The sequence below is a fragment of the Bacillus sp. TH22 genome, from assembly GCF_016651015.1.
Classification (GTDB): domain Bacteria; phylum Bacillota; class Bacilli; order Bacillales; family Bacillaceae_G; genus Bacillus_A; species Bacillus_A mycoides.
In genome coordinates, this window is record NZ_JAEKER010000001.1 from 5,396,263 (window position 1) to 5,416,088 (window position 19,826).

General features: G+C 34.5%; 20 protein-coding genes and 4 pseudogenes. 15 read left to right on the forward strand and 9 right to left on the reverse strand.

Translation table 11 applies throughout. From position 1 onward, the window contains the following. Positions 1-255: 255 nt before the first annotated feature. On the reverse strand, positions 256-504 hold the full coding sequence (locus JFU18_RS27510; protein ID WP_201031366.1) for a cytoplasmic protein: 249 nt from the start codon (positions 502-504) through the stop codon (positions 256-258). A gap of 526 nt (positions 505-1,030) precedes the next feature. On the opposite strand from JFU18_RS27510, the gene JFU18_RS27515 reads away from it, so the two are divergent. The 7 genes and pseudogenes from JFU18_RS27515 to JFU18_RS27545 all read left to right on the forward strand — a co-directional run bounded on the left by JFU18_RS27515 (position 1,031) and on the right by JFU18_RS27545 (position 5,939). Then, positions 1,031-1,540: a DinB family protein gene (locus JFU18_RS27515; protein ID WP_201034044.1), complete on the forward strand. Its 510-nt coding sequence runs from the start codon at positions 1,031-1,033 to the stop codon at positions 1,538-1,540. Positions 1,541-2,052: 512 nt separating this feature from the next. After that, complete coding sequence (gene arsR, locus JFU18_RS27520) at positions 2,053-2,379, forward strand: arsenical resistance operon transcriptional regulator ArsR (protein ID WP_161939634.1); 327 nt, start codon at positions 2,053-2,055, stop codon at positions 2,377-2,379. A 60-nt stretch (positions 2,380-2,439) separates the two neighbouring features. Continuing rightward, a complete protein-coding gene (locus tag JFU18_RS27525) occupies positions 2,440-2,877 on the forward strand; it encodes an ArsI/CadI family heavy metal resistance metalloenzyme (protein ID WP_063217977.1) in 438 nt (145 codons plus the stop codon). 18 nt (positions 2,878-2,895) lie between these two features. Beyond that, entirely contained in the window at positions 2,896-3,936 is a 1,041-nt protein-coding gene (gene arsB / locus JFU18_RS27530) for an ACR3 family arsenite efflux transporter (protein WP_201034043.1), read from the forward strand. A 25-nt stretch (positions 3,937-3,961) separates the two neighbouring features. Next, positions 3,962-4,367, forward strand: a pseudogene (arsC, locus tag JFU18_RS27535) (arsenate reductase (thioredoxin)). Between the two features lie 293 nt (positions 4,368-4,660). After that, positions 4,661-5,662, forward strand: coding sequence for a phosphotransferase (locus JFU18_RS27540; RefSeq protein ID WP_201050386.1), 1,002 nt, complete (start codon positions 4,661-4,663; stop codon positions 5,660-5,662). Positions 5,663-5,750: 88 nt separating this feature from the next. Continuing rightward, positions 5,751-5,939 carry a hypothetical protein gene (locus JFU18_RS27545; protein WP_085311853.1) on the forward strand — a complete coding sequence of 63 codons (189 nt, stop codon included), beginning with the start codon at positions 5,751-5,753 and terminating at the stop codon, positions 5,937-5,939. Between the two features lie 142 nt (positions 5,940-6,081). Here JFU18_RS27545 and JFU18_RS27550 read toward each other — a convergent pair whose 3' ends face one another. From JFU18_RS27550 to JFU18_RS27575, 6 genes are read right to left on the reverse strand one after another with little or no spacing between them, the layout of a single operon-like run. After that, a complete protein-coding gene (locus JFU18_RS27550; protein WP_201034041.1) occupies positions 6,082-6,600 on the reverse strand; it encodes a PCYCGC motif-containing (lipo)protein in 519 nt (172 codons plus the stop codon). A gap of 42 nt (positions 6,601-6,642) precedes the next feature. Continuing rightward, positions 6,643-7,077, reverse strand: a complete 435-nt coding sequence (locus tag JFU18_RS27555) for a disulfide oxidoreductase (RefSeq protein ID WP_201034040.1) — start codon at positions 7,075-7,077, stop codon at positions 6,643-6,645. Continuing rightward, positions 7,074-7,754 carry a DsbA family protein gene (locus JFU18_RS27560; RefSeq protein ID WP_201034039.1) on the reverse strand — a complete coding sequence of 227 codons (681 nt, stop codon included), beginning with the start codon at positions 7,752-7,754 and terminating at the stop codon, positions 7,074-7,076. Before JFU18_RS27560 ends, JFU18_RS27555 begins: the two co-directional genes overlap by 4 nt. Positions 7,755-7,807: 53 nt before the next feature. After that, positions 7,808-8,392 carry an SCO family protein gene (locus tag JFU18_RS27565; RefSeq protein WP_063217972.1) on the reverse strand — a complete coding sequence of 195 codons (585 nt, stop codon included), beginning with the start codon at positions 8,390-8,392 and terminating at the stop codon, positions 7,808-7,810. 59 nt (positions 8,393-8,451) lie between these two features. Then, complete coding sequence (locus JFU18_RS27570; RefSeq protein WP_201034038.1) at positions 8,452-10,884, reverse strand: heavy metal translocating P-type ATPase; 2,433 nt, start codon at positions 10,882-10,884, stop codon at positions 8,452-8,454. Continuing rightward, a complete protein-coding gene (locus JFU18_RS27575; RefSeq protein WP_098273952.1) occupies positions 10,874-11,233 on the reverse strand; it encodes an ArsR/SmtB family transcription factor in 360 nt (119 codons plus the stop codon). The genes JFU18_RS27570 and JFU18_RS27575 overlap by 11 nt, the downstream gene beginning before the upstream one ends. Positions 11,234-11,556: 323 nt before the next feature. Here JFU18_RS27575 and JFU18_RS27580 point away from each other — a divergent pair, with 323 nt between their 5' ends. The 3 genes from JFU18_RS27580 to mntA are packed head-to-tail and all read left to right on the forward strand — an operon-like array spanning position 11,557 to position 14,122. Beyond that, positions 11,557-12,306 (forward strand): metal ABC transporter ATP-binding protein, encoded by a 750-nt coding sequence (locus tag JFU18_RS27580; protein ID WP_201034037.1) that lies wholly within the window; start codon positions 11,557-11,559, stop codon positions 12,304-12,306. Next, positions 12,303-13,169, forward strand: coding sequence for a metal ABC transporter permease (locus JFU18_RS27585; RefSeq protein ID WP_201034036.1), 867 nt, complete (start codon positions 12,303-12,305; stop codon positions 13,167-13,169). The genes JFU18_RS27580 and JFU18_RS27585 overlap by 4 nt, the downstream gene beginning before the upstream one ends. A gap of 17 nt (positions 13,170-13,186) precedes the next feature. Continuing rightward, complete coding sequence (mntA, locus tag JFU18_RS27590; RefSeq protein ID WP_201034035.1) at positions 13,187-14,122, forward strand: manganese ABC transporter substrate-binding protein/adhesin MntA; 936 nt, start codon at positions 13,187-13,189, stop codon at positions 14,120-14,122. 159 nt (positions 14,123-14,281) lie between these two features. Here the strand turns inward: mntA and JFU18_RS27595 are convergent. Further along, positions 14,282-14,959 (reverse strand): annotated as a pseudogene (locus JFU18_RS27595) (IS4 family transposase); the annotation flags it as partial. Positions 14,960-15,171: 212 nt separating this feature from the next. On the opposite strand from JFU18_RS27595, the gene JFU18_RS27600 reads away from it, so the two are divergent. The 3 genes from JFU18_RS27600 (at position 15,172) to menA (ending at position 17,618) form a co-directional block, all read left to right on the forward strand. Then, positions 15,172-15,744, forward strand: coding sequence for a histidine phosphatase family protein (locus JFU18_RS27600; RefSeq protein ID WP_201034034.1), 573 nt, complete (start codon positions 15,172-15,174; stop codon positions 15,742-15,744). A 185-nt stretch (positions 15,745-15,929) separates the two neighbouring features. Beyond that, positions 15,930-16,313, forward strand: coding sequence for a hypothetical protein (locus JFU18_RS27605; protein WP_201034033.1), 384 nt, complete (start codon positions 15,930-15,932; stop codon positions 16,311-16,313). A gap of 393 nt (positions 16,314-16,706) precedes the next feature. Beyond that, positions 16,707-17,618: a 1,4-dihydroxy-2-naphthoate polyprenyltransferase gene (gene menA, locus JFU18_RS27610; RefSeq protein ID WP_098168595.1), complete on the forward strand. Its 912-nt coding sequence runs from the start codon at positions 16,707-16,709 to the stop codon at positions 17,616-17,618. A 98-nt stretch (positions 17,619-17,716) separates the two neighbouring features. On the opposite strand, the gene satA is transcribed toward menA, so the two are convergent. Continuing rightward, entirely contained in the window at positions 17,717-18,268 is a 552-nt protein-coding gene (gene satA, locus JFU18_RS27615; protein ID WP_201034032.1) for a streptothricin N-acetyltransferase SatA, read from the reverse strand. A 404-nt stretch (positions 18,269-18,672) separates the two neighbouring features. On the opposite strand from satA, the pseudogene JFU18_RS30000 reads away from it, so the two are divergent. Together JFU18_RS30000 and JFU18_RS27620 are read left to right on the forward strand one after the other, a co-directional pair. Further along, a pseudogene (locus JFU18_RS30000) lies at positions 18,673-18,753 on the forward strand (DNA-binding response regulator); the annotation flags it as partial. Continuing rightward, positions 18,720-19,722: pseudogene (locus JFU18_RS27620) on the forward strand (sensor histidine kinase); the annotation flags it as partial. The pseudogenes JFU18_RS30000 and JFU18_RS27620, both read left to right, overlap by 34 nt. Positions 19,723-19,826: the final 104 nt, after the last annotated feature.

The window sequence follows — 19,826 nt, forward strand, 5'->3', positions numbered from 1 at the left end:
TCAAATGGAAGCATTATCACATACCCATCAACTTAAGAAATTGATTGTTCCCCAAAACGAAAAAATGAGCTGAATTCTCATAAGTAACTGTGAAAAGGTGGAAATTTCGGTATGGGGGTATCTCAAAAGCTTAGGTTGATGGCAATGGGGTCCCGCCAACAAGACACTAATTTTGCATGCTAAGCAAAAAAACAATAAGCTGTCCACATGGACAGCTTATTTACATAATTCTCGAAGTCGGTAGTCAATAAATCTTTAAAAATATCTCTTATTCATCTCTACTAAAAAATTTTTTGTGATGGGAAACCCAGAACTTTCCCCGATAATCGAATCAATTCCACAATGAGGACATTCTGCTGTATCTTCTTCCTTTTCCCACCAATCTGTTATTTCTTTAGGACTAAATATTTTTAAGCAGTGGAAACAACCACATATAATATCTTTTTTTAAGAGGTTTCTATTATGAGAACAAAAACGATGTGCTTCCTCAAAATATTTTTCCATTGGTATCCCTCTTTTCGTAATTTTCTTCGATACTTTACTTAAATTCTCCTTTGTATATCTTATACATGTTCGGTTAACATAACGTCCTATTGTCGGTAGCAAGTTTTTCATAAACTCCTTGTTTTTACTAAATTTTTTGTCTCTATGTCTATCTATCTCTTACACAAGATTTTATACATCATTGATATAGCGGGGATTCTAGGGATCTTCGCTATTCTTTTTTGCATAAAATCTTGTATGAAAAAGTAGTTAGACTAGCGTGTTTTACTCCGGTTCATTTCAAAATACAATTGAAAATTCATCTTTAAATTAAAAAAGAAAGTGTTACCTATATATATTAATAACTTCGAAATATTGTATAACAGATAATTTTTATTGTGCTAACGAATCAGGATAGTGTGGCGACTGACCAACTAAATAGTTGCTTATCCTCAATTATTAGAAGGGAAGTTCTATCATTTCGCGAATTTATTAGACATAGACGAGCGCTATAATTTTCTATATGTACATAAAGAGGTGAATACGCATGAATCAAAGACCTTCAGAAGAAGAATACGCCGGGAACTCCGGCGAATATATCCGTTTGGTGCCGGACGGTAACATCATCGATATTCTGTTCGCCCAGGAAAAGCAAATGACCGAGCTCCTGGCATCGTTGACCGAAAGCCAGGCCGCATATCGGTATGCGGAAGGAAAATGGACGCTGAAAGAAGTCGTGGGCCACATTGCAGATGCGGAACGCGTCATGACCTACCGCCTGCTCCGGTTCGCAAGAGGGGACCAGACGTCTCTGACTGGTTTTAATCAGGAATTGTTCATGCCTCCTTTCGGAAGTTGGACAACCGAGCAATTGGCCGAAGACTACCGGGCCGTACGGCAATCAACGATCACATTGCTGCGCGGGCTACCGGCGGAGGCGTGGACCCGCAAGGGCACAGCCAACAACCTAAGCATTACGGTGCGCGCCCTCGCGTACGGCATCGCAGGACACGAACTTCATCACATGGGGGTCATTCGAAATCGGTACTTGAGTTAATCTTCGGCTGAGGCCTTTGGAATGGAACTAACACCTCTCATCCAACCTTAGATACCGTTCTTATTGGGGTCCCGCCCCACAACCATCAACTTAAGGATTTAGACTATTTTTGAAATTAAAAGCACATTACTATTCTCTTATGTTAATGAGAAAGGGTGACGTGCTTTTTATGAATATGTACCAAAAACAAGAGTTATCTTTATTTGCCGAAGAGTTATATCGATTTTTTTCATTTGGGGGTATTTGTTTTTCTTAGCTTGATGGTGATGGGGCACTACGCTATAATGGTCAAATTAAAATTTAAAACAGTTATAGAGACTCCATTCCTCGGAAACATTGTAACTATTAAGTTGTAAAAAGAACCGTAGTTTTTTATTTTTGAAAAGGCTATGGTCCTTTTTAGTTGTAGCAAAGATATGATGTGAGGAGGTTTTTGTAAATCAAAAAAAATTGATTAATTAGTTGCATAATAAATTAATCAGCGTATATACTATAAATATCAAAAAAAATTGATGAAGGGAGAGGAAACTACAGTGGCACAGGATTTTAAGTTATATGAGAAAAAGTTTAAAGCGTTGGCGGATCAGAAGCGTTTAGAGATTATGTATGAACTTTGCCAGCGGGGCCAGACTTGTGTATGTGATTTAACAGAAGTTTTTGAAATGACGCAATCTAAGTTGTCGTATCATTTAAAAATCTTATTAGATGCAGGTTTAATTGTAAAAGAAACAAAGGGTACGTGGAGTTATTATGATTTAAATGATGCGGAAGTAAATAATTTATTATCAGAAGAATTATGCTGTATCTTTAGAAAAACAGGCAAAGGTAGTTGCTGTTAAGATTTTGCACTATTAATCAAAAAAAATTGATTAATAACATGTAAAGAGGAGGAAGAAGCTATGAGATATGTTCACGTTGGGATAAATGTTACGAATTTAGAGAAGTCTATTGAATTTTACGAAAAGGTATTTGGCGTATCACCAGTAAAGGTGAAAGTAGATTATGCAAAATTTTTATTAGAGACGCCAGGACTTAATTTTACGCTAAACGTACGAGATGAAGTGAAGGGAAATCAGGTAAATCATTTTGGTTTCCAAGTGGATACAGCTGAAGAAATTACATTTCATAAAGAAAGATTAGAAAAAGAAGGGTTCTTTGCACGTGATGAGATGGATACGACTTGTTGCTATGCAGTTCAAGATAAGTTTTGGGTAACGGATTTTGATGGGAACGAGTGGGAATTCTTTTATACGAAAGCACATAGTGATGTTCATAAAATTGAAGATTCATCTTGTTGCACGACTTCTAACGTAGTAGAAAAAAATTCTTGTTGTTAATAGGAGATGGAAAATAAAATGAAACGTTTATCTTTTCTAGATCGATATTTAACACTATGGATTTTTCTAGCTATGGCTGTTGGGATTGGTTTAGGGTTTGTGTTTCCTAGTGTAGTAGACGGACTAAATACATTACAAGTTGGAACGACGTCCATCCCGCTCGCTGTTGGTTTAATTGTCATGATGTATCCACCGTTGGCGAAAGTTCGTTACGAGGAAATGGGCCGGGTATTTAAAGATGTAAAAGTGTTGGTTTTATCTTTAGTGCAAAACTGGATTATTGGTCCTGTACTTATGTTTGTTTTAGCAATTATTTTTCTTCCAGATAAGCCAGAATACATGGTCGGGCTCATTATGATTGGTTTAGCACGTTGTATTGCAATGGTAATTGTTTGGAACGACCTTGCTGATGGGGATAAAGAGTATGCGGCAGGTTTAGTGGCTTTTAACTCGGTATTCCAAATGTTATTCTTCTCCGTTTATGTATACGTGTTTGTAACAGTCATTCCAGAATGGTTAGGGATTGAAGGGGCTATTGTCGATATTACAATGGTAGAAGTAGCGAAATCAGTATTTATCTATTTGGGAATTCCTTTTATAGCAGGTATGTTAACACGTTTTGTACTCGTTAAGTTAAAAGGAAGACAATGGTATGAAAAGGTATTTATACCGAAGATTAGTCCACTTACATTACTTGCATTATTATTTACAATCATCATTATGTTCTCTTTAAAAGGGGAAATGATTGTTAGCGTACCATTAGATGTAGTAAGAATAGCAATTCCGTTATTAATCTATTTTATTGTAATGTTTTTTGTTTCTTTCTTTATGGGAAGAAAAATTGGTGCAAACTATCCGGTGACTACAACGTTAGCATTTACAGCAGGTAGTAATAACTTTGAGTTAGCAATTGCTGTAGCAGTTGGTGTGTTTGGTATTCATTCAGGCGCAGCATTTGCAGCTGTTATCGGGCCTTTAGTTGAAGTACCTGTAATGATTGCACTTGTAAACGTCGCTTTTTGGTTTAAGCGTAAATATTTTAATGATCAACCAGTATAATTTAAAAATAAAGGTGGAAAACAACATGGAAAACAAAAAGACAATTTATTTCTTATGCACAGGAAATTCATGCCGAAGCCAAATGGCGGAAGCATGGGGCAAACAATATGTAGGAGATAAGTGGAATGTATATTCTGCAGGGATCGAAGCACACGGAGTAAATCCAAATGCTATTAAAGCGATGAAAGAAGTAAATATCGACATAACAGATCAAACATCAGATATACTTGATGTAAATATTTTAAATAACGCTGATTTAGTTGTTACCCTTTGTAGTCATGCAGATTCTGTTTGTCCTTCGACACCTTCGCACGTGAACCGTGTTCACTGGGGATTCGATGATCCAACGAGGAAAAGAGTGGTCTGAATTTCAACGTGTTCGCGATGAAATTGGGGAACGTATAAAACGATTTTCTGAAATAGGGGAGTAAATAAAGGAAAGAGCGAACCTTCTATCAGGAGGTTCGCTCTTTTTTACTATATATTTCATTATATATCCATTTACTTAATGCAGCGGTTTAAACCAACTACCAGAACAAATAAGGAATATTCTGTTATAATAGAACAGTTTCAGGAAGGCGGTGTAACGTATGATTTCTGAATTAAACAAGAATGATTTTTACAAATGTGTTTAATTATGTAGGTTATTATTTTCCGTTTGAGTAAATTAGGCGGGTGTTACAAACCTCTTATCTTAAAAGTTTTTACATGTAAGGAGAATAGTATGAAACACATAATAAAAGATATATTAATGAATTATTTTAAAGAAATTCATACACTAATAGTGGAAGAAGAATTACATAAAAATAGTCGGCATACAGATCTACACTATAAAATCATGGTAAATGGAGATCGATATTCCGCAAGGTTTATAAATAGCGATCGAACAATCAATCCGGCCTTTGGAACGTTATCAAATGAACAATTGAAAGAGCAAGTACGATTTACGTATTATTTACGAGAGCATGGAATTCCATTTATGCAGATTAAGGAGAATAGGGCGGGGGATTACTTTACATTACTCACTTGGAATGAAGAACAGTACCGGTTTGTATTGTCTACTTGGATTGAAGGAGAGCATATTACTTATTGTACAGAAACTATGGCAGAATCCTTTGGAAAGGAAGCGAGAAAGATACATGATATTTCTAGTACATTTCAAAGCTCGATTTTTCAAAAGAAATCTCATTTAGATGGATATGGTGAGTTTATAAAGCTGTTAGAAAATAAGGGCAGTACATGTAAAGAATTGCGGGGGTATATAGATCTAGCTAAATATCATATAGAATGCGCACATGCGAGTGATTTAGAGTTTATTGTACAGACAGATTTAAATCCTTTAAATGTTATATGGAACTCAAGTCAATGTGTAAAAGGAATTGTAGATTTTGAATCTATTGGGTATGTAGATCGTATTGAAGGACTAGCCTTTATAATAAAATGGTACTCTCGAACAAAAGGAATACAGTCTCATGAAGTATGTTCGAGTGTTGCTAGTGCATTTTTAGAAGGGTATAAAGCTAGTAATATTTTAACTTTAAACGAGTATAAAAGACTTTCTTCATTACTATGGTTATCTGGTAGTTTGAATTGGAATTTTGTTAAAAAGACGATGAATGTATTAGATGATGGGAGGGGATTAAAGGAACATTTGAAAGGCTATAAAATAAGAAGAGAAAGATTGTCTTCATTGTTAAGTGGAGAAAGAGCCAGTTCATTTGGGTAGGCTTTTTCGTAAAGATTGTTGCTTTTTTATAAGTTTCAATAATGTATAGTATAATAAAAATAGGTAATATAAAAAAGGGATGATAACAATGACGAAATTATCTTATAGTGGCTTGAAATATGGAAAAAGTGATGTGGAAGTAAAATTATTGGTGGATATAAAAAATGATAGTTTTGAAATAACACATACTAAAGAAGTCTCTCTAGTAATGAATAAATCAAAAGGTGAATATATCGTAGTAAATCGAAACACATTGAAATTTGAGGTTGTTGCATAATACGAAGAGAATATGAAACAAACAAACTTTATGCACCTGACTAGAGTAGTCTCTTTATCGCTTGGGAAAATAGCAACAATCAATTACTAAAAAAACAGCCATCAATATGGCTGTTTTTTTAGTGATAAATAATTTTATTATGTTAAGCACTTGGCATCGGTGTTGGAGTAGCTTTTACACCGTCTTTTTTATATTGTTTATCGATGTATTCTCGAATTTTTAAAGGAGACGCTCCGTTTTGTTTCATTAAAACAGCTTGGAAAGCGATATCTACACACTCTGCGTGATTCATTGCATGTGAATTCCATGTAACTTGACCATTTTCTTTCATCTCACGGATAAAACAATCTTTATTACTTTTATGTCCTGAGTTTTCATCACACCCACAATAACAAGGAATCCATTGTAAGAGTTCGATATCTTTTCCTACCATTCCATAAATTTGTGAGACTTGTCCATTTTTAGTTGATGATAAGAAAGAAGGAAGAGCTTCTACAGTAGCTGTTGTTTCTAATGTATCACCTTTAAAATGTTCACCATTATTCTTTGTTTCTTGTAATTGATTTTGTGTGTTGTCGCTCTTAGTAGGTGATGAATCATTAATGGAACTACAGCCAATTAATAGGCTTACTAATAAAAATATAGGTACGATCTTTGACATCATACAGTCTCCTCTCTGTAGAGCTACCTTTACATAATGTTTTTATTCATTCGATCTCGTTAACACCATAAACAAAGTAATGAAAGAAAAAGCAATTAACGCTAAGAAGGGGATCGTTATAAAACCGAACCAATTAATATAATCGACATTACAAGGGACACCTTGCACACACGGATTAATCTCTGAAACACTAGGAAACTTTTGTATTGCATAGTGATAAAGTGAAATACTCCCGCCGATAATAGAAATTGGTAATACATATTTTTTTATGTTTTTTTCATTATAGAACGTTGCAATGCCTAAAATAATACAGAGCGGATACATCATAATTCGTTGGTACCAACACAATTCACACGGTACGAATCCAAGGATCTCACTGAAAAATAGACTACCTAGTGTCGCTATCATTGATACAATCCATGCAAAATATAAAGTGTAATTACGCCATTCAAAATTCTTATTTGTTGTATTCATCATTTTTTGTCCTTTAATGCTTTTTCAATTAAATTTTTGATTTGTTCATAATCATAAGGATCAGACAACATTGTTCCATTTATGACAATGCTCGGTGTTTGTTCTACACCGTAATCTTGTGTTAATTTTTCATCTTTATTTACTTCTTCTTGCGCTGTTTGTTTTTTCAAATCTTCTTCAAGTTGAACAGTATTAATACTTGGTGTATATGTTTTCGCAATTTCTAATAGTTTTTCAGGAGTAATCCATGGATCATCGTGATTTGCTGGCTGTGCGTTAAATAATTCTTTATGGAATCTCCAATATGCTTGTGGGTCTTGTTTATAAACAGATTCAGCAGCTAAAGCAGACAATTTAGATTCTGTTCCGTGGAATAAAACATTTACATATGAAAATTTAACTTTTCCTGTATCGATATAGTCTTTTTGAAGCTGAGGGAAGATACGCTCACCCCATGCTTTACAAGCAGGACATTTAAAGTCGCCAAACTCAATAATAGAGACTGGCGCATTTTCTTTTCCTAAAGTAGGTTGTTTGCCGATAGGGGGTAAATCTTTTATTACTTTATTTGTCGCAACTTTATCTTCTTTATTTAAAACGACGAAAGCTGTAACAGCAGCGAAAATGATTAATGTGACAACGAACAATAATTTCATGTGAGAACTTTGCCTTTTTTTCATGTAAACACCTCGGATTTTTAAAGTTTAATAGAAACATAATAAGCGGTTTTTATTTAGCGAATTCTTTTAATATCACGGATCATATCTTCATACGGTGTGTTTTGAAGACCTGAATACTTCTTCACAACTTTCCCATCTTTGTCTACAAGATAAAAACTTGTACCATGTATAACTTGTGTATTATTGTCTGGTTTCGTTACAAGTGTTTGGAAGTTATCTTTTGCAAATTTTTCAATTTCTGGTCGTGTATACCCTGTTAAAAAATGAGTTCGCTTCGCATCCATTTCATATACTTTCATAAACTCTGTTATTTTTTCAGGTGTGTCCACTTCAGGATCTACACTAAACGATACAAACTCTACATCTTTAATACCTTCTTTTTGCAACATGTTTTGAAGTTTTGCCATATTAGCTGTCATAGGAGGGCAAACAGTTTCACAACTTGTAAAAATAAAATCGGCTACCCAAACTTTATCCTTCAATTCAGATGAGCCAAACTTTTTGCCATTTTGATCTGTAAATGTAAACTTTTCTACATCCCAATCGAGTGAATCTCTTAGTTTATTATCACTACATGCTCCTAAAATCGTAATGATAGAAATAAGGATAAGTAATGTAATGACACGCATTTTTTTCATATGTACATCCTTTCAAAATTTATTTAAGGTACGGAGCTATTAGGTAGCCCCGCATTTTATTATTTGTTTCGTAATAAACGCATACTGTTTAGGATTACAATAAGCGCAGCGCCTGTATCACTTAGTACAGCCATCCAAAGAGTAAGCCACCCTGGGAAGATAAAGGCAAGGGCAATAAATTTAATAAGTAATGAGAACCATATATTTTGTTTAATAATGTGCAATGCTTTCCGGCTAAGTTTCATCGTATACGGAAGTTTTTCAAGATTATCTGCCATTAATACAATATCTGCCGTTTCCATTGCTGTATCAGTTCCAGCACCGCCCATGGCAATTCCTAGATTTGCAGTAGCAAGGGCAGGGGCATCATTAATACCGTCCCCAATCATAGCTACTATTTTTCCTTCAGATTGAAGTTGTTTTACAGATTGCACTTTATCTTCTGGAAGTAAGTTAGCAAAATAACGATCTACTTTTGCTTTCTGTGCAATATGTTCAGCTGTTCCTTCGTTGTCTCCTGTTAACATAACAGTTTCCTGAATACCTGCTCGTTTTAATTCTTGAATCGTTTCATAAGTAGTAGAGCGAATAGAATCTGCTACTGAAATCATTCCTAAAATTCCTTTGTTCGTTCCAACAAGTATTACGGTTTGACCAATTCTTTGCATCTCCCCGATCGGTTCGTTCCATATTTGAAGTGAAACCCCAAAATCTTCATATAATGCTTTATTTCCGGCGTAGTATGTTTCGCCGTCTATCGTGACCTGCGCACCTTTTCCTACAATGGCGCGGAAATCTGTTCCACTTTGAAGAGAAGATTGGTGTTCTTTCGCATACGCTGTAATGGCTTTTGCAATTGGATGATTAGAATATTCTTCAATTGTTGCGGCAATGGATAGTAATTCATCTTCCGTACAATGTAAGCTTCGCGCATGCATTACTTTTGGTTTTCCTTCAGTCAATGTACCTGTTTTATCAAACGCAATAGCATTTAATGAACCTGCAATTTCTAGTGCAGTACCACCTTTAATGAGTACGCCGTTTCTTGCGGCATTTCCTATTGCAGATACGATCGCAACAGGAGTTGAGATAACTAAAGCACAAGGACACGCAACAACAAGAAGTTCTAATCCTTTATAAATCCATTCCATCCATTCGCCCATCCCAAGAAGGGGAGGGATGATCATGACACCAATCGCTAATACAAAAACGATTGGTGTATAGATTTTTGCGAAACGATCCACAAATGCTTCTGTCGGTGCTTTCTTTTCCTGCGCTTCCTCTACAAGGTGGATAATTCGAGATAACGTAGTATCCTCAACAAGTTTAGTTACCGTGATTTCAAGTGAACCTTCCTCATTTATCGTCCCCGCATATACGGAATCACCAATTTGTTTATCAATTGGGATAGATTCACCAGTTATCGGAGCTTGGTTTACAGTAGAAGTGCCTCCTATAACTGTGCCGTCTAATGGGATCTTTTCACCGGGTTTTACAACGATCTTTGTATGCACTGCAATATCATCTACAGATTTTTTTATAAGTTCAGTTCCGACTTTTACCCAAGCTTCTGACGGTGCTAAATCAATCAGTCCGCGAATAGATTCCCGTGTACGTTCAATTGATTTATTTTGTAAAGTTGCTCCTAATGCAAATAGCCAAACAACGGTTGCACCTTCTAGCCATTGACCAATTAATGCAGCACCAATTGCAGCTGATATCATAAGAACGTTCATATCAAGTGATTTACTTCTAATTGCATAAAAGGCACTTTTAGCAGGCTTATAACCACAGATACCAATACTCGCCGCATAGAGAAGTGTAATAAGAAGAGGGGATATGTTTGTAAAACTTCCTCCAAACCCTAAAGCTAAAAATAATCCTGAGAGAATCAAAGTTGTATTTTTAGCTTTTTGAACAGGAGCGGCCCCTCTACGAAATCCTGCCAAGGAAGCCGCAAATCCTGCGTTAGACACTTCTTTTATAATGTCATCCACATCACGGTCATGACGAATATGCATTTTTCCAGTAGCAAAGTTTACTCGAACTTCTTCTACGCCTGAAACATTTTGCAGATGCTTTTCGATTGTTAAGGCACATGCACCGCAATCCATTCCTTCCACAAGATATGTTTGTACGCCATCTCCAGATATTTTCTGAGTAGCAAGAAGAGGTGACGTGTCTTCGCATGAGCTATCACTACAGCAAGAAGACTTTGATTTTGTTTGTTCTTTTTCTAGAGCTAATTCAGATGAACAGCAGGAAGAACTATTTTCTGTTTTTATAAAATCATTGTTTCCACTACAACAAGAGGTTTCCTTCGTGATAGGAACAACCGGAATCTCTTTATTAGAGGAGCAACATGACGAAGTTTCTATTATTATTTCTTTTTCAGTACTACAACAAGAGGTTTCCTTTGCGATAGGAACAATCGGAATCTCTTTTTTTGAAGAACAACATGATGAAGTTTGTTTTTCCTTCTTATCTGTCATGATCGTTTTCTCCTTTTTGAGATAAACAAGCATCGTTTTTATCACATGACGCTACTTCATTTTGTACTTCATGAAAAACAACATCAAACATAGTGAGTAACTGTTCAATTTGCTTATTACGTAAGGAATAGTGGACGTATTTTCCTTCTTGTCTGCCTAGAATGATTCCACATCCTTTTAAACAGTTTAGGTGCTGAGATATGTTTGACTGATTTCCTTGAGTGATTTCCACAATTTCAGATACTGTTTTTTCGCCATCCATCATACATTGAAGAATTTGTAATCTTGTTTTATCAGCAAAGCCACGGATGAACTTGGCTTTTACATCTGAATCATTTGAGTTGCACAATTGTATTCTCTCCATTCGTATTAGTAATTACTAATATGTTATTCTTTATTCATATTAGCATTGGCTAATATGTGTGTCAAAAATGAATTTAGAAAAGTTTGATATTTTTGTTTTTTAGAGGCAACTTTTCACAATATATTCATAAAGTAATAAAAAGCAGTTTACAAATTTGTATCTAACTTATATAATTTGACTCATATAAAAAAGTTTCCTGAAGGAAACTTTTATGTGAATTTACATTCACATTATATTTTTTTGTTTGAAAGTTGCCTTAGTGCAAAATAATTACATATACGAAAAAAAGAAAGGGGAATGCATAAAAAATGGATGAGGCTATAATTGTCAAAGATTTATTTGTATCTTACCAAGGGAATCAAGTCGTTCAAAATGTTTCCTTCGATATTGAAAAAGGGAAACTCGTTGGAATTATTGGTCCAAACGGAGCGGGAAAATCTACTTTAATGAAAGCTGTTTTAGATTTAATTCCAAATGATAAGGGATACGTTCAAGTTCTTGGGGAGGATATTCGGAGCGCTAGAAAACATGTTGCATACGTACCGCAAAGGAGTGATATAGATTGGGACTTCCCGATCACAGTTATAGATGTCGTGCTAATTGGAACGTATCCATCTTTAGGTATGATGAAAAGACCGAAGAAAGAGCATCGGGATTGGGCTTTTGAATGTTTAAAAAAGGTCGGAATGGAAGAGTTTAAAAATCGTCAAATTGGTGAGCTTTCAGGCGGACAACAACAACGTGTCTTTTTAGCGAGGGCGTTAGCACAAAAGGCAGAGATATTTTTCCTAGATGAACCATTTGTTGGAATTGATGTAACAAGTGAAGAGACAATTATTAAAATTCTTAGAGAGCTACGTATAGAAGGGAAAACGATTGTTGTTGTACATCACGATTTAAGTAAAGCAGAGTCCTATTTTGATAAATTACTATTACTGAATAAAAGCTTAATTCATTACGGGGAAGTACGACAAGTATTAGAACCAACTGTTATGTCAAAAGCATATGTGAATCAAGGAATATTGTTTAATAATGCAGCGGAGGTACATTCATCATGAAGATTGTAGAATTTATAGATGCATTAATGCAGTACAGTTTTCTGCAGAAGGCGCTTTTAACTTCCGTTATGGTAGGAGTGATTTGTGGGGTAATAGGATGTTTTATTATTTTACGAGGTATGGCATTAATGGGTGATGCGATCTCACATGCCGTTCTTCCTGGAGTAGCACTTTCTTATATGATCGGTATGAACTATTTCATAGGGGCGGTTTTAACAGGTGTTATTACTGCGGTTGGAATTGGATTTGTAAGTCAAAATAGTAGAATTAAACATGATATGGCGATAGGGATTATGTTCACATCTGTTTTCGCTATAGGGATTATTTTAATTACCTTTATGAAGAGTAGTTCGGATTTGTATCATATTTTATTTGGGAATGTTCTATCAGTTCGCTCTTCCGATATGTGGATGACACTTAATATTGGAGTTGTCATTATTGGTCTTGTGATTTTGTTTTATAAAGAACTACTCGTATCCACTTTTGATCCAACGATGGCGCAAAGTTATGGATTGCCGAACAAATGGATTCATTACGGTTTAATGATTTTACTTACAATGGTTACAGTTGCTTCACTTCAAACTGTGGGAATTATTCTAGTTGTCGCTATGCTTATTACACCAGCGGCTACAGCGTATTTATTAACAAATCGTTTATGGGTCATGATTTATTTAGCCGCAGGTATTGGTGCACTTTCATCTGTAGTAGGGCTATATTTTAGTTTCTCTTATAATCTTGCTTCAGGTGCAACAATTGTTCTTGTCGCAACATTCTTTTTCGCATTGGCATTCTTTTTTTCACCGTCACAAGGTTTGTTTTGGAGAGCTATCAAAATTAGAAAAAATAGAGCAGAGTTGTCATAATTGATTGGAGGATAAAGATGAAATTCAAAAATGTTTTATTATCGATACTTTGTATTTTCGTATTTGCATTAACAGCGTGTTCGAGTAACACCAATGGAAAAGAAGAGGGCAATGGAAAATTAAAAGTTGTAACTACATACTCCATTATATATGATATGGTAAAGCAAATTGGTGGAGATAAAGTTGAGATTCATAGTCTTGTTCCGATTGGAGCTAACCCGCATGAATATGATCCATTACCGAAAGATGTTATGAAAATGACAGATGCAGATATGGTGTTTTACAATGGATTAAACTTAGAAGAGGGCGGAGCATGGTTTAAAAAACTATTGAAAACTGCAAACAAATCAGAAAAAGATGCACCGGTTTATAAAGTAAGTGAAGGTGTAGAGGCTATTTATTTAGAAACTAAGGGGTTAGAAAAAGAACCAGATCCACATGCATGGATGAATATTAAAAATGGTATTTTATATGCTGAAAATGTGAAAAAGGCATTAATTAAAGAAGATCCTAAAAATAAAGAGTTCTATACTAAAAATGCCGACAAGTATGTAGCAGAACTTCAAAAGTTACACGATGAGACAGTGAATAGAATTCATCAAATTCCTGAGGAAAAACGTTTCTTAATCTCTAGTGAAGGTGCTTTTAAATACTTTGGAAAAGCGTATGACATTAAGACGGGATACATTTGGGAAATTAACTCAGAAAACCAAGGTACGCCAGATCAAATTAGAGATGTTGTAAGTGTAATTCAAACAAACAAAGTTCCAGCTTTATTTGTAGAAACAAGTGTAGATCGACGTAGCATGGAAACTGTTTCAAAAGAAACAAACGTGCCGATTGCAGGGACAATTTTTACAGACTCACTAGGTAAAACAGGTGAGGATGGAGATACGTATTTGAAAATGATGAAATGGAATATAGATACAATTATTAATGGGTTACAAAAGTAAAACCTATCTGTTTATCAAGGTAGAGTAACTATTGAAGATTTTTAAAATAAGAGAAAAAAGGCCAACTCCTAGGAGTCGGCCCTTTCGTTTATGTATTATGTTTTAATTTTCTATGTTTAATAATTAGGATGTATCCAATGTAAATCGGATGTAATTGTACAAATTATTTAGTTTAAGTCGCGATATATAATACACGCCTCGTTGGTCCATTTGATCTAAATCGTCCAGTGAATAATAGCCTAAATCCCGAATACATAAATCGCCAGGTCGTAATGTTGCTAAACATTCTGTTCCAAAGGTCTTATCAGTGTTCTTACCCGGTTCAACTTGAAAATTTAAAACCTGTCCACTATGTAAATCATATTCTAATTGAATCTTTATACCTGCTGTTTGTGCACAACCACCCGATCCAGGATACACACTAGCTAAATGTTTTGGCACTTGAAAAATCGTCGCATCTAAAATATGAATCTGTTGAAAATAGGTAATTGAAGAGCTTGGAATCACTGATGTTTCACAAATTTTATTTTTAAATAATATAGAGAAGATATGTTTTAAAAAGCAAACAGCCTTCTTATTGAAGCGTTTATTTAGTCCTTCTGGACTCATAAGAGTTCCTGTAACAGCATGAAGTTGACTACACAGTCGAACTAAGGAATCATTCGCTACAGGTTGACTAATCCATACACAAATAATAGCTAAATCACGTCCTGAAAATTTACGCTTTCGTTGTACAAAAGCTAGTTCTCTAGCGAGTTTTTCTAAGAATGAGGGGGTAAGATGTTGATGTAATTCTTCAGCAAATAATTGTAGCTCGCTTCGAATCGAAAGATTCATAAAAATCTCATCCTTTCTAATAATCAAGCTTGTTTAGAAAGAATAACGTTTTTTTATACCTGAGGATAGTGAAAACTTCGCGTCTTTCTTACAAATATCGTGAATTCATTTCAAATTCGCACAGTTTTCTGTTAATTAAAGGAGACAAACTTGGATATATATGCTAACATCAGGGAGGAATTGTAAAGGGAACTGGAAAAATGGAGGTAATTATGAAAACTTTCATATATATGGTGAGACACGGGGATTCACCGAAATTTGGAAAAGAAGAGACAAGAGGATTAACTGAAAAAGGAAAATTAGATGTTCAACGAATAATAGATGCATTACAAGGTGAGGGAATCGACGTTGTTATCTCAAGTCCATACAATCGCTCAATTCTAACTGTTCAGCAGTTAGCGAAGCAAATAGGACAAGAAGTTATAGTATTTGAGGACTTAAAAGAGAGAATTTTTATTGCTGAAGAGGAACGAATGTCGGATAAAGAATTATTCCCTTTGATAGAAAAGTCATTCTTAGACCCTGACTTTGCTTTAATGGGAGGAGAGTCGAATGTCGACTGTCAGAAACGTGCTATAAAAGTTTTAAAAGAATTATTAAACACCTATCGAGGACAGAAAGTAGTATTAGGCACTCATGGAGCTGTAATGACTTTGATGATGGGGTATTATGACAGTAAGTATGACTTGAATTTTTTACTACAGACATCAAAACCAGATATATATAGAATGGAATTCAATGGGCAGGAATTGGTGGAAGTTAAAAGATTGTGGGAAATTTCATAGATTGACTTTATTCATCCATAGCTTACCTAAATGACGTGTATTATAAGAAAAAGGGTTACTGCGGTAACCCTTTTTCTTATGGCACTGACGGGGATTGAGTTCAACAATATAAAAATTCGGTTTCTTAGCGTGCAAAATTCACGTTTTGTTCTTGCTATCCCGAGGTGAAATGGGAGGGAATGTTTTTGGGCAGGATATTTTTAAAGTTATTTTTTAAAGCAATCCTATTTGTTTTCTTATGCGGTATGGTTGTTTTTTCTATATTTCAGATTATTTTTGTCTGGAGTGTTTCGACAGGATTAGGGAGAGATGATATAGTCGGATTTTCTGATAATAAGTATGTAATTGGTCGTCCACCTGTTAGCTATAATTTATATAAAAAAGATAGTGGAGAAACTATATTAGATAATGTTATTGGTTATAAAAAAGGAAAAACTAAAAGCTATATTCGGAATGAAATTGAATTTGTAGTAATAAATGAGACAAAGGGTAGCTATGAATTGTATAAAATAGAAAAGGCTTCAGAAAAGGATATAGAACGGCTGAAAGAAATGAAGAAATTAGAATAAAAGAGACCATCTGAAAGGTAAAAATGTACACTTGTTATTGTTAAATCTAAAAAATGGTTTAGACTGATAAATGGGTTTTATTTTATGAAAAGAATTATTATTAAAATAAAGCATTAGGGGTTCAGTCCCATGCCCTCAAGCTAATATTTTGAAGTGTCCTCAAAACGAAAATTTTCTTCGTTTTGGGGAACTACCAATTTCTTAAGTTGACGGACATGCGGCTGTACCCCATATTAGAAAAAACGATATTTTGATGCAAAGTTATGGTGCAAGCAAGAGCATTAAAGTTCTATCGCTAATTCTTTTTTTGATATAATAGATGTGAAGCAGGAAATAGATAGAAAGATACTGCTAGTAATTTATACTTAAAATGTAGGGAGATTGAACAGAGTTATGGGGAATGAAAAAGAAATTAGTTCCGCTAAATTAATATGGAAGATGACGCGCCCGCATACTTTAACGGCGACGTTTTCTCCTGTGATTTTAGGAACAGTGGCATCACTTTATGTTGCAGAAATTCATTGGCTTTTATTTATTACGATGATGAGTGCGTGTTTAGCATTGCAAATAGCAACGAATTTATTTAACGAGTACTATGACTTCAAACGTGGATTAGATACCGCTGATTCTGTTGGGATTGGTGGCGGAATTGTCCGTCACGGATTGAAACCAAAAAATGTGTTAACAGTTGCACTTTTATTGTATGTAGTAGCAGCAATTATTGGAGTTTATATTTGTATGAATAGCAGCTGGTGGTTAGTCGTCATTGGTTTAATTGGGATGGCGGTTGGCTATTTATATACAGGCGGTCCATTACCAATTGCGTACACTCCGTTTGGAGAATTAGTTTCTGGATTGTTAATGGGGACATGTTTTGTACTCATTGCTTTCTTTATTCAAACAAATACGATAACGATTGAAAGTGTATTGATTTCCATTCCAATTGGAATTTTAGTAGGTGCAATCAACATGTCGAATAACATCCGAGATATCGAAGAAGATATTAAAGGTGGAAGAAAGACGTTGGTAATCCTCCTTGGGAGAGAAAAAGCAATAGTAACACTAGCTGTAGCCTTTTTCATTGCTTATTTATGGATTGCGGTGATTGTATTGATGGGTTATATAAGCCCTTGGGCATTAGTTATGTTCCTAGGTTTGAGAAAGCCAATCTCTGCAATTCAAAGTTTCCAAAAAGGAGCAAAGGATCCTGGATATATGCGCATCGCAATGAAATCAACAGCGATGACAAATACGATTTTTGGCTTCTTATTATCAGCAGGATTATTAATTAGTTATCTGTTTTAAATAAAAAATATTGTTAAGTAAATTAACCCCACTTTTTCAATTTTAGTATAGAGAGAGTGGGGTTTTTATTTTGATTTTGTTTAACGTTAAGAACATTCTCATTTGAAATGCAAATACCAATAAATTGCAACTTCATCACTTGTCATATCCAAACCTTTATAAACAAGAAAATCAAATCCACCAATTACAAATCCACATTTTTCATAAAATTTACATGCTGCGACATTATTATTTTGCGTTTCAAGCATGATCCCGGGCATGTTGCCTTCTTTTGCCCATTGCTTTGCTTGATCAACTAATTTTTTACCAACTCCGAGTGTACGATATTTTTTATCCACCGTGATATCTTCTATGTAAGCATAGTGATTCCAATTCTTTTTCAACACTATGAATCCAATGATTTGGTTATGTAACAGTGCTATGTAAATTACTTGATTAGGCTTATTCATATATTCATTGTACGCCAGTTCTTCATTATCATTTTGTAAATAACTTTTTTCATAACTCGGAACGTCTTCTACTGTATATTGTATGCGTCTATTTCCTTTTGAAAGAGAAAGAATTAACCGAGCATTCACTATAAAACTGCCATCAATCTCCGGGAAATTATCTAAATCATTTGTTTCTAACTCTCTAATTACAAGGCTCATCGTGATACCTCCAAATAATAGTATTTCTTCTGGTTCTTTATGTGATTCAAATTCATTCCAATTACAAAATTATAATAGCATTTCAATAGTAAGGCTATCTCTGCATTTTATCTTTATACTGTCACGCTATTATCTTGATATAACTATGTTGTATGTAGTAGTGACGGAAATAGTGAAAGATTTATAATTGGTTAACATATAAAATGAACTATTTCTTCCTAACAATAAAGTGAAACTTTAATCAGTGGGGGTTTTCTTCATCCCCCACTGATTATTAGTTGAACCAATCGGACTTTTATGGGCAGTTGATCCCCGACTAAATTCTTTGCTTTCGCTGCATTTTGAGGTGGGGGGTCTTACTGCCCATTAAAGCGGGATAAAATAAATCGTGGAGAAGATAAAAGATGCAAAGAACAATATTAATCGTAGAAGATGAAGATATTTTACGTGAGATTATGAAGAAAATGATATTAAATATAAACTATTAATCAAACCAACAATAGATGCAGATGGTAAGGTAAATTACATATTTGCTATGACATCATTGCAACCAGTTGATGAAGCTGTGCAAATGATAAAGGATTATTATGTATATTTAATTCTATTTGTACTGATTTTAATTGTTTTGACATCGTTCTATTACTCAAAGAAAATTGCCAAACCACTATTACAAATAAATGATACTACAAAAAAAATCGCAGGCTTAGATTTTTCAGAGACGATACCTATTACTACAAAGGATGAAATAGGTGATTTATCACAAAATATTAATACACTTTCTAAAGCGTTGCATTCGTATATTCATCAATTGCAGGAAGATATAGAGAAAGAAAAGCAATTAGAAAATACACGTAAAGAATTTATTGTCTGGTGTTTCACATGAGTTAAAAACACCTTTAAGTATTATGAAGAGCTGTATTTCAATTTTGGAGGATGGTGTTGCTAGTAATAAAAAGGATTATTACTTTAAAGCAATGTCAAAGGAAGTAGATAAAATGGAAATGGATGTTTTCCATATTGACGAGATGATTGATTATATATGTGAGCAATTAACTTCGGATATAACAGCTAAGCAATTACATGTGCATAAACAACTTTCTAAAATTGAGGTTGTTGCAAATCCACATCGAATAGAACAGGTGGTTACTAACTTTATTACGAATGCGATTCGTTACACACCAGAACATGAGGATATTATTATTTCTACAATAGAAGAGAATGAACGTGTAAAAGTATGTGTAGAAAATAAAGGAGCACATATTGAACTAGAACATTTAGAGAAAATATGGGATTGTTTTTATCGAGGAGATACGTCTCGTCAACGCTCCAAAGGTGGAACAGGATTGGGCCTTGCTATTTCAAAAAATATATTAGAACTGCATGACGCGGAATATGGTGTTTTGAATACAGAAGATGGAGTATTATTTTTCTTCTATTTAAATAAAAACGTGTAGAATTTTCGTTCTACACGTTTTTATCATTTTTAAACAAAATCGACATTATCTGCATTTTATCTTTATCAGCATTCAGTACTATTTTCATTAGAAACGGAATGAAA

Excerpts from the sequence above, each read along its gene's own strand:
- JFU18_RS27510 (WP_201031366.1), bottom strand. The coding sequence starts at position 504 with ATGGAAAAATATTTTGAGGAAGCACATCGTTTTTGTTCTCATAATAGA.
- JFU18_RS27515 (WP_201034044.1), top strand. The coding sequence starts at position 1,031 with ATGAATCAAAGACCTTCAGAAGAAGAATACGCCGGGAACTCCGGCGAA.
- arsR (WP_161939634.1), top strand. The coding sequence starts at position 2,053 with ATGAAGGGAGAGGAAACTACAGTGGCACAGGATTTTAAGTTATATGAG.
- JFU18_RS27525 (WP_063217977.1), top strand. The coding sequence starts at position 2,440 with ATGAGATATGTTCACGTTGGGATAAATGTTACGAATTTAGAGAAGTCT.
- arsB (WP_201034043.1), top strand. The coding sequence starts at position 2,896 with ATGAAACGTTTATCTTTTCTAGATCGATATTTAACACTATGGATTTTT.
- JFU18_RS27540 (WP_201050386.1), top strand. The coding sequence starts at position 4,661 with ATGAAACACATAATAAAAGATATATTAATGAATTATTTTAAAGAAATT.
- JFU18_RS27545 (WP_085311853.1), top strand. The coding sequence starts at position 5,751 with ATGACGAAATTATCTTATAGTGGCTTGAAATATGGAAAAAGTGATGTG.
- JFU18_RS27550 (WP_201034041.1), bottom strand. The coding sequence starts at position 6,600 with ATGTCAAAGATCGTACCTATATTTTTATTAGTAAGCCTATTAATTGGC.
- JFU18_RS27555 (WP_201034040.1), bottom strand. The coding sequence starts at position 7,077 with ATGATGAATACAACAAATAAGAATTTTGAATGGCGTAATTACACTTTA.
- JFU18_RS27560 (WP_201034039.1), bottom strand. The coding sequence starts at position 7,754 with ATGAAAAAAAGGCAAAGTTCTCACATGAAATTATTGTTCGTTGTCACA.
- JFU18_RS27565 (WP_063217972.1), bottom strand. The coding sequence starts at position 8,392 with ATGAAAAAAATGCGTGTCATTACATTACTTATCCTTATTTCTATCATT.
- JFU18_RS27570 (WP_201034038.1), bottom strand. The coding sequence starts at position 10,884 with ATGACAGATAAGAAGGAAAAACAAACTTCATCATGTTGTTCTTCAAAA.
- JFU18_RS27580 (WP_201034037.1), top strand. The coding sequence starts at position 11,557 with ATGGATGAGGCTATAATTGTCAAAGATTTATTTGTATCTTACCAAGGG.
- JFU18_RS27585 (WP_201034036.1), top strand. The coding sequence starts at position 12,303 with ATGAAGATTGTAGAATTTATAGATGCATTAATGCAGTACAGTTTTCTG.
- mntA (WP_201034035.1), top strand. The coding sequence starts at position 13,187 with ATGAAATTCAAAAATGTTTTATTATCGATACTTTGTATTTTCGTATTT.
- JFU18_RS27600 (WP_201034034.1), top strand. The coding sequence starts at position 15,172 with ATGAAAACTTTCATATATATGGTGAGACACGGGGATTCACCGAAATTT.
- menA (WP_098168595.1), top strand. The coding sequence starts at position 16,707 with ATGGGGAATGAAAAAGAAATTAGTTCCGCTAAATTAATATGGAAGATG.
- satA (WP_201034032.1), bottom strand. The coding sequence starts at position 18,268 with ATGAGCCTTGTAATTAGAGAGTTAGAAACAAATGATTTAGATAATTTC.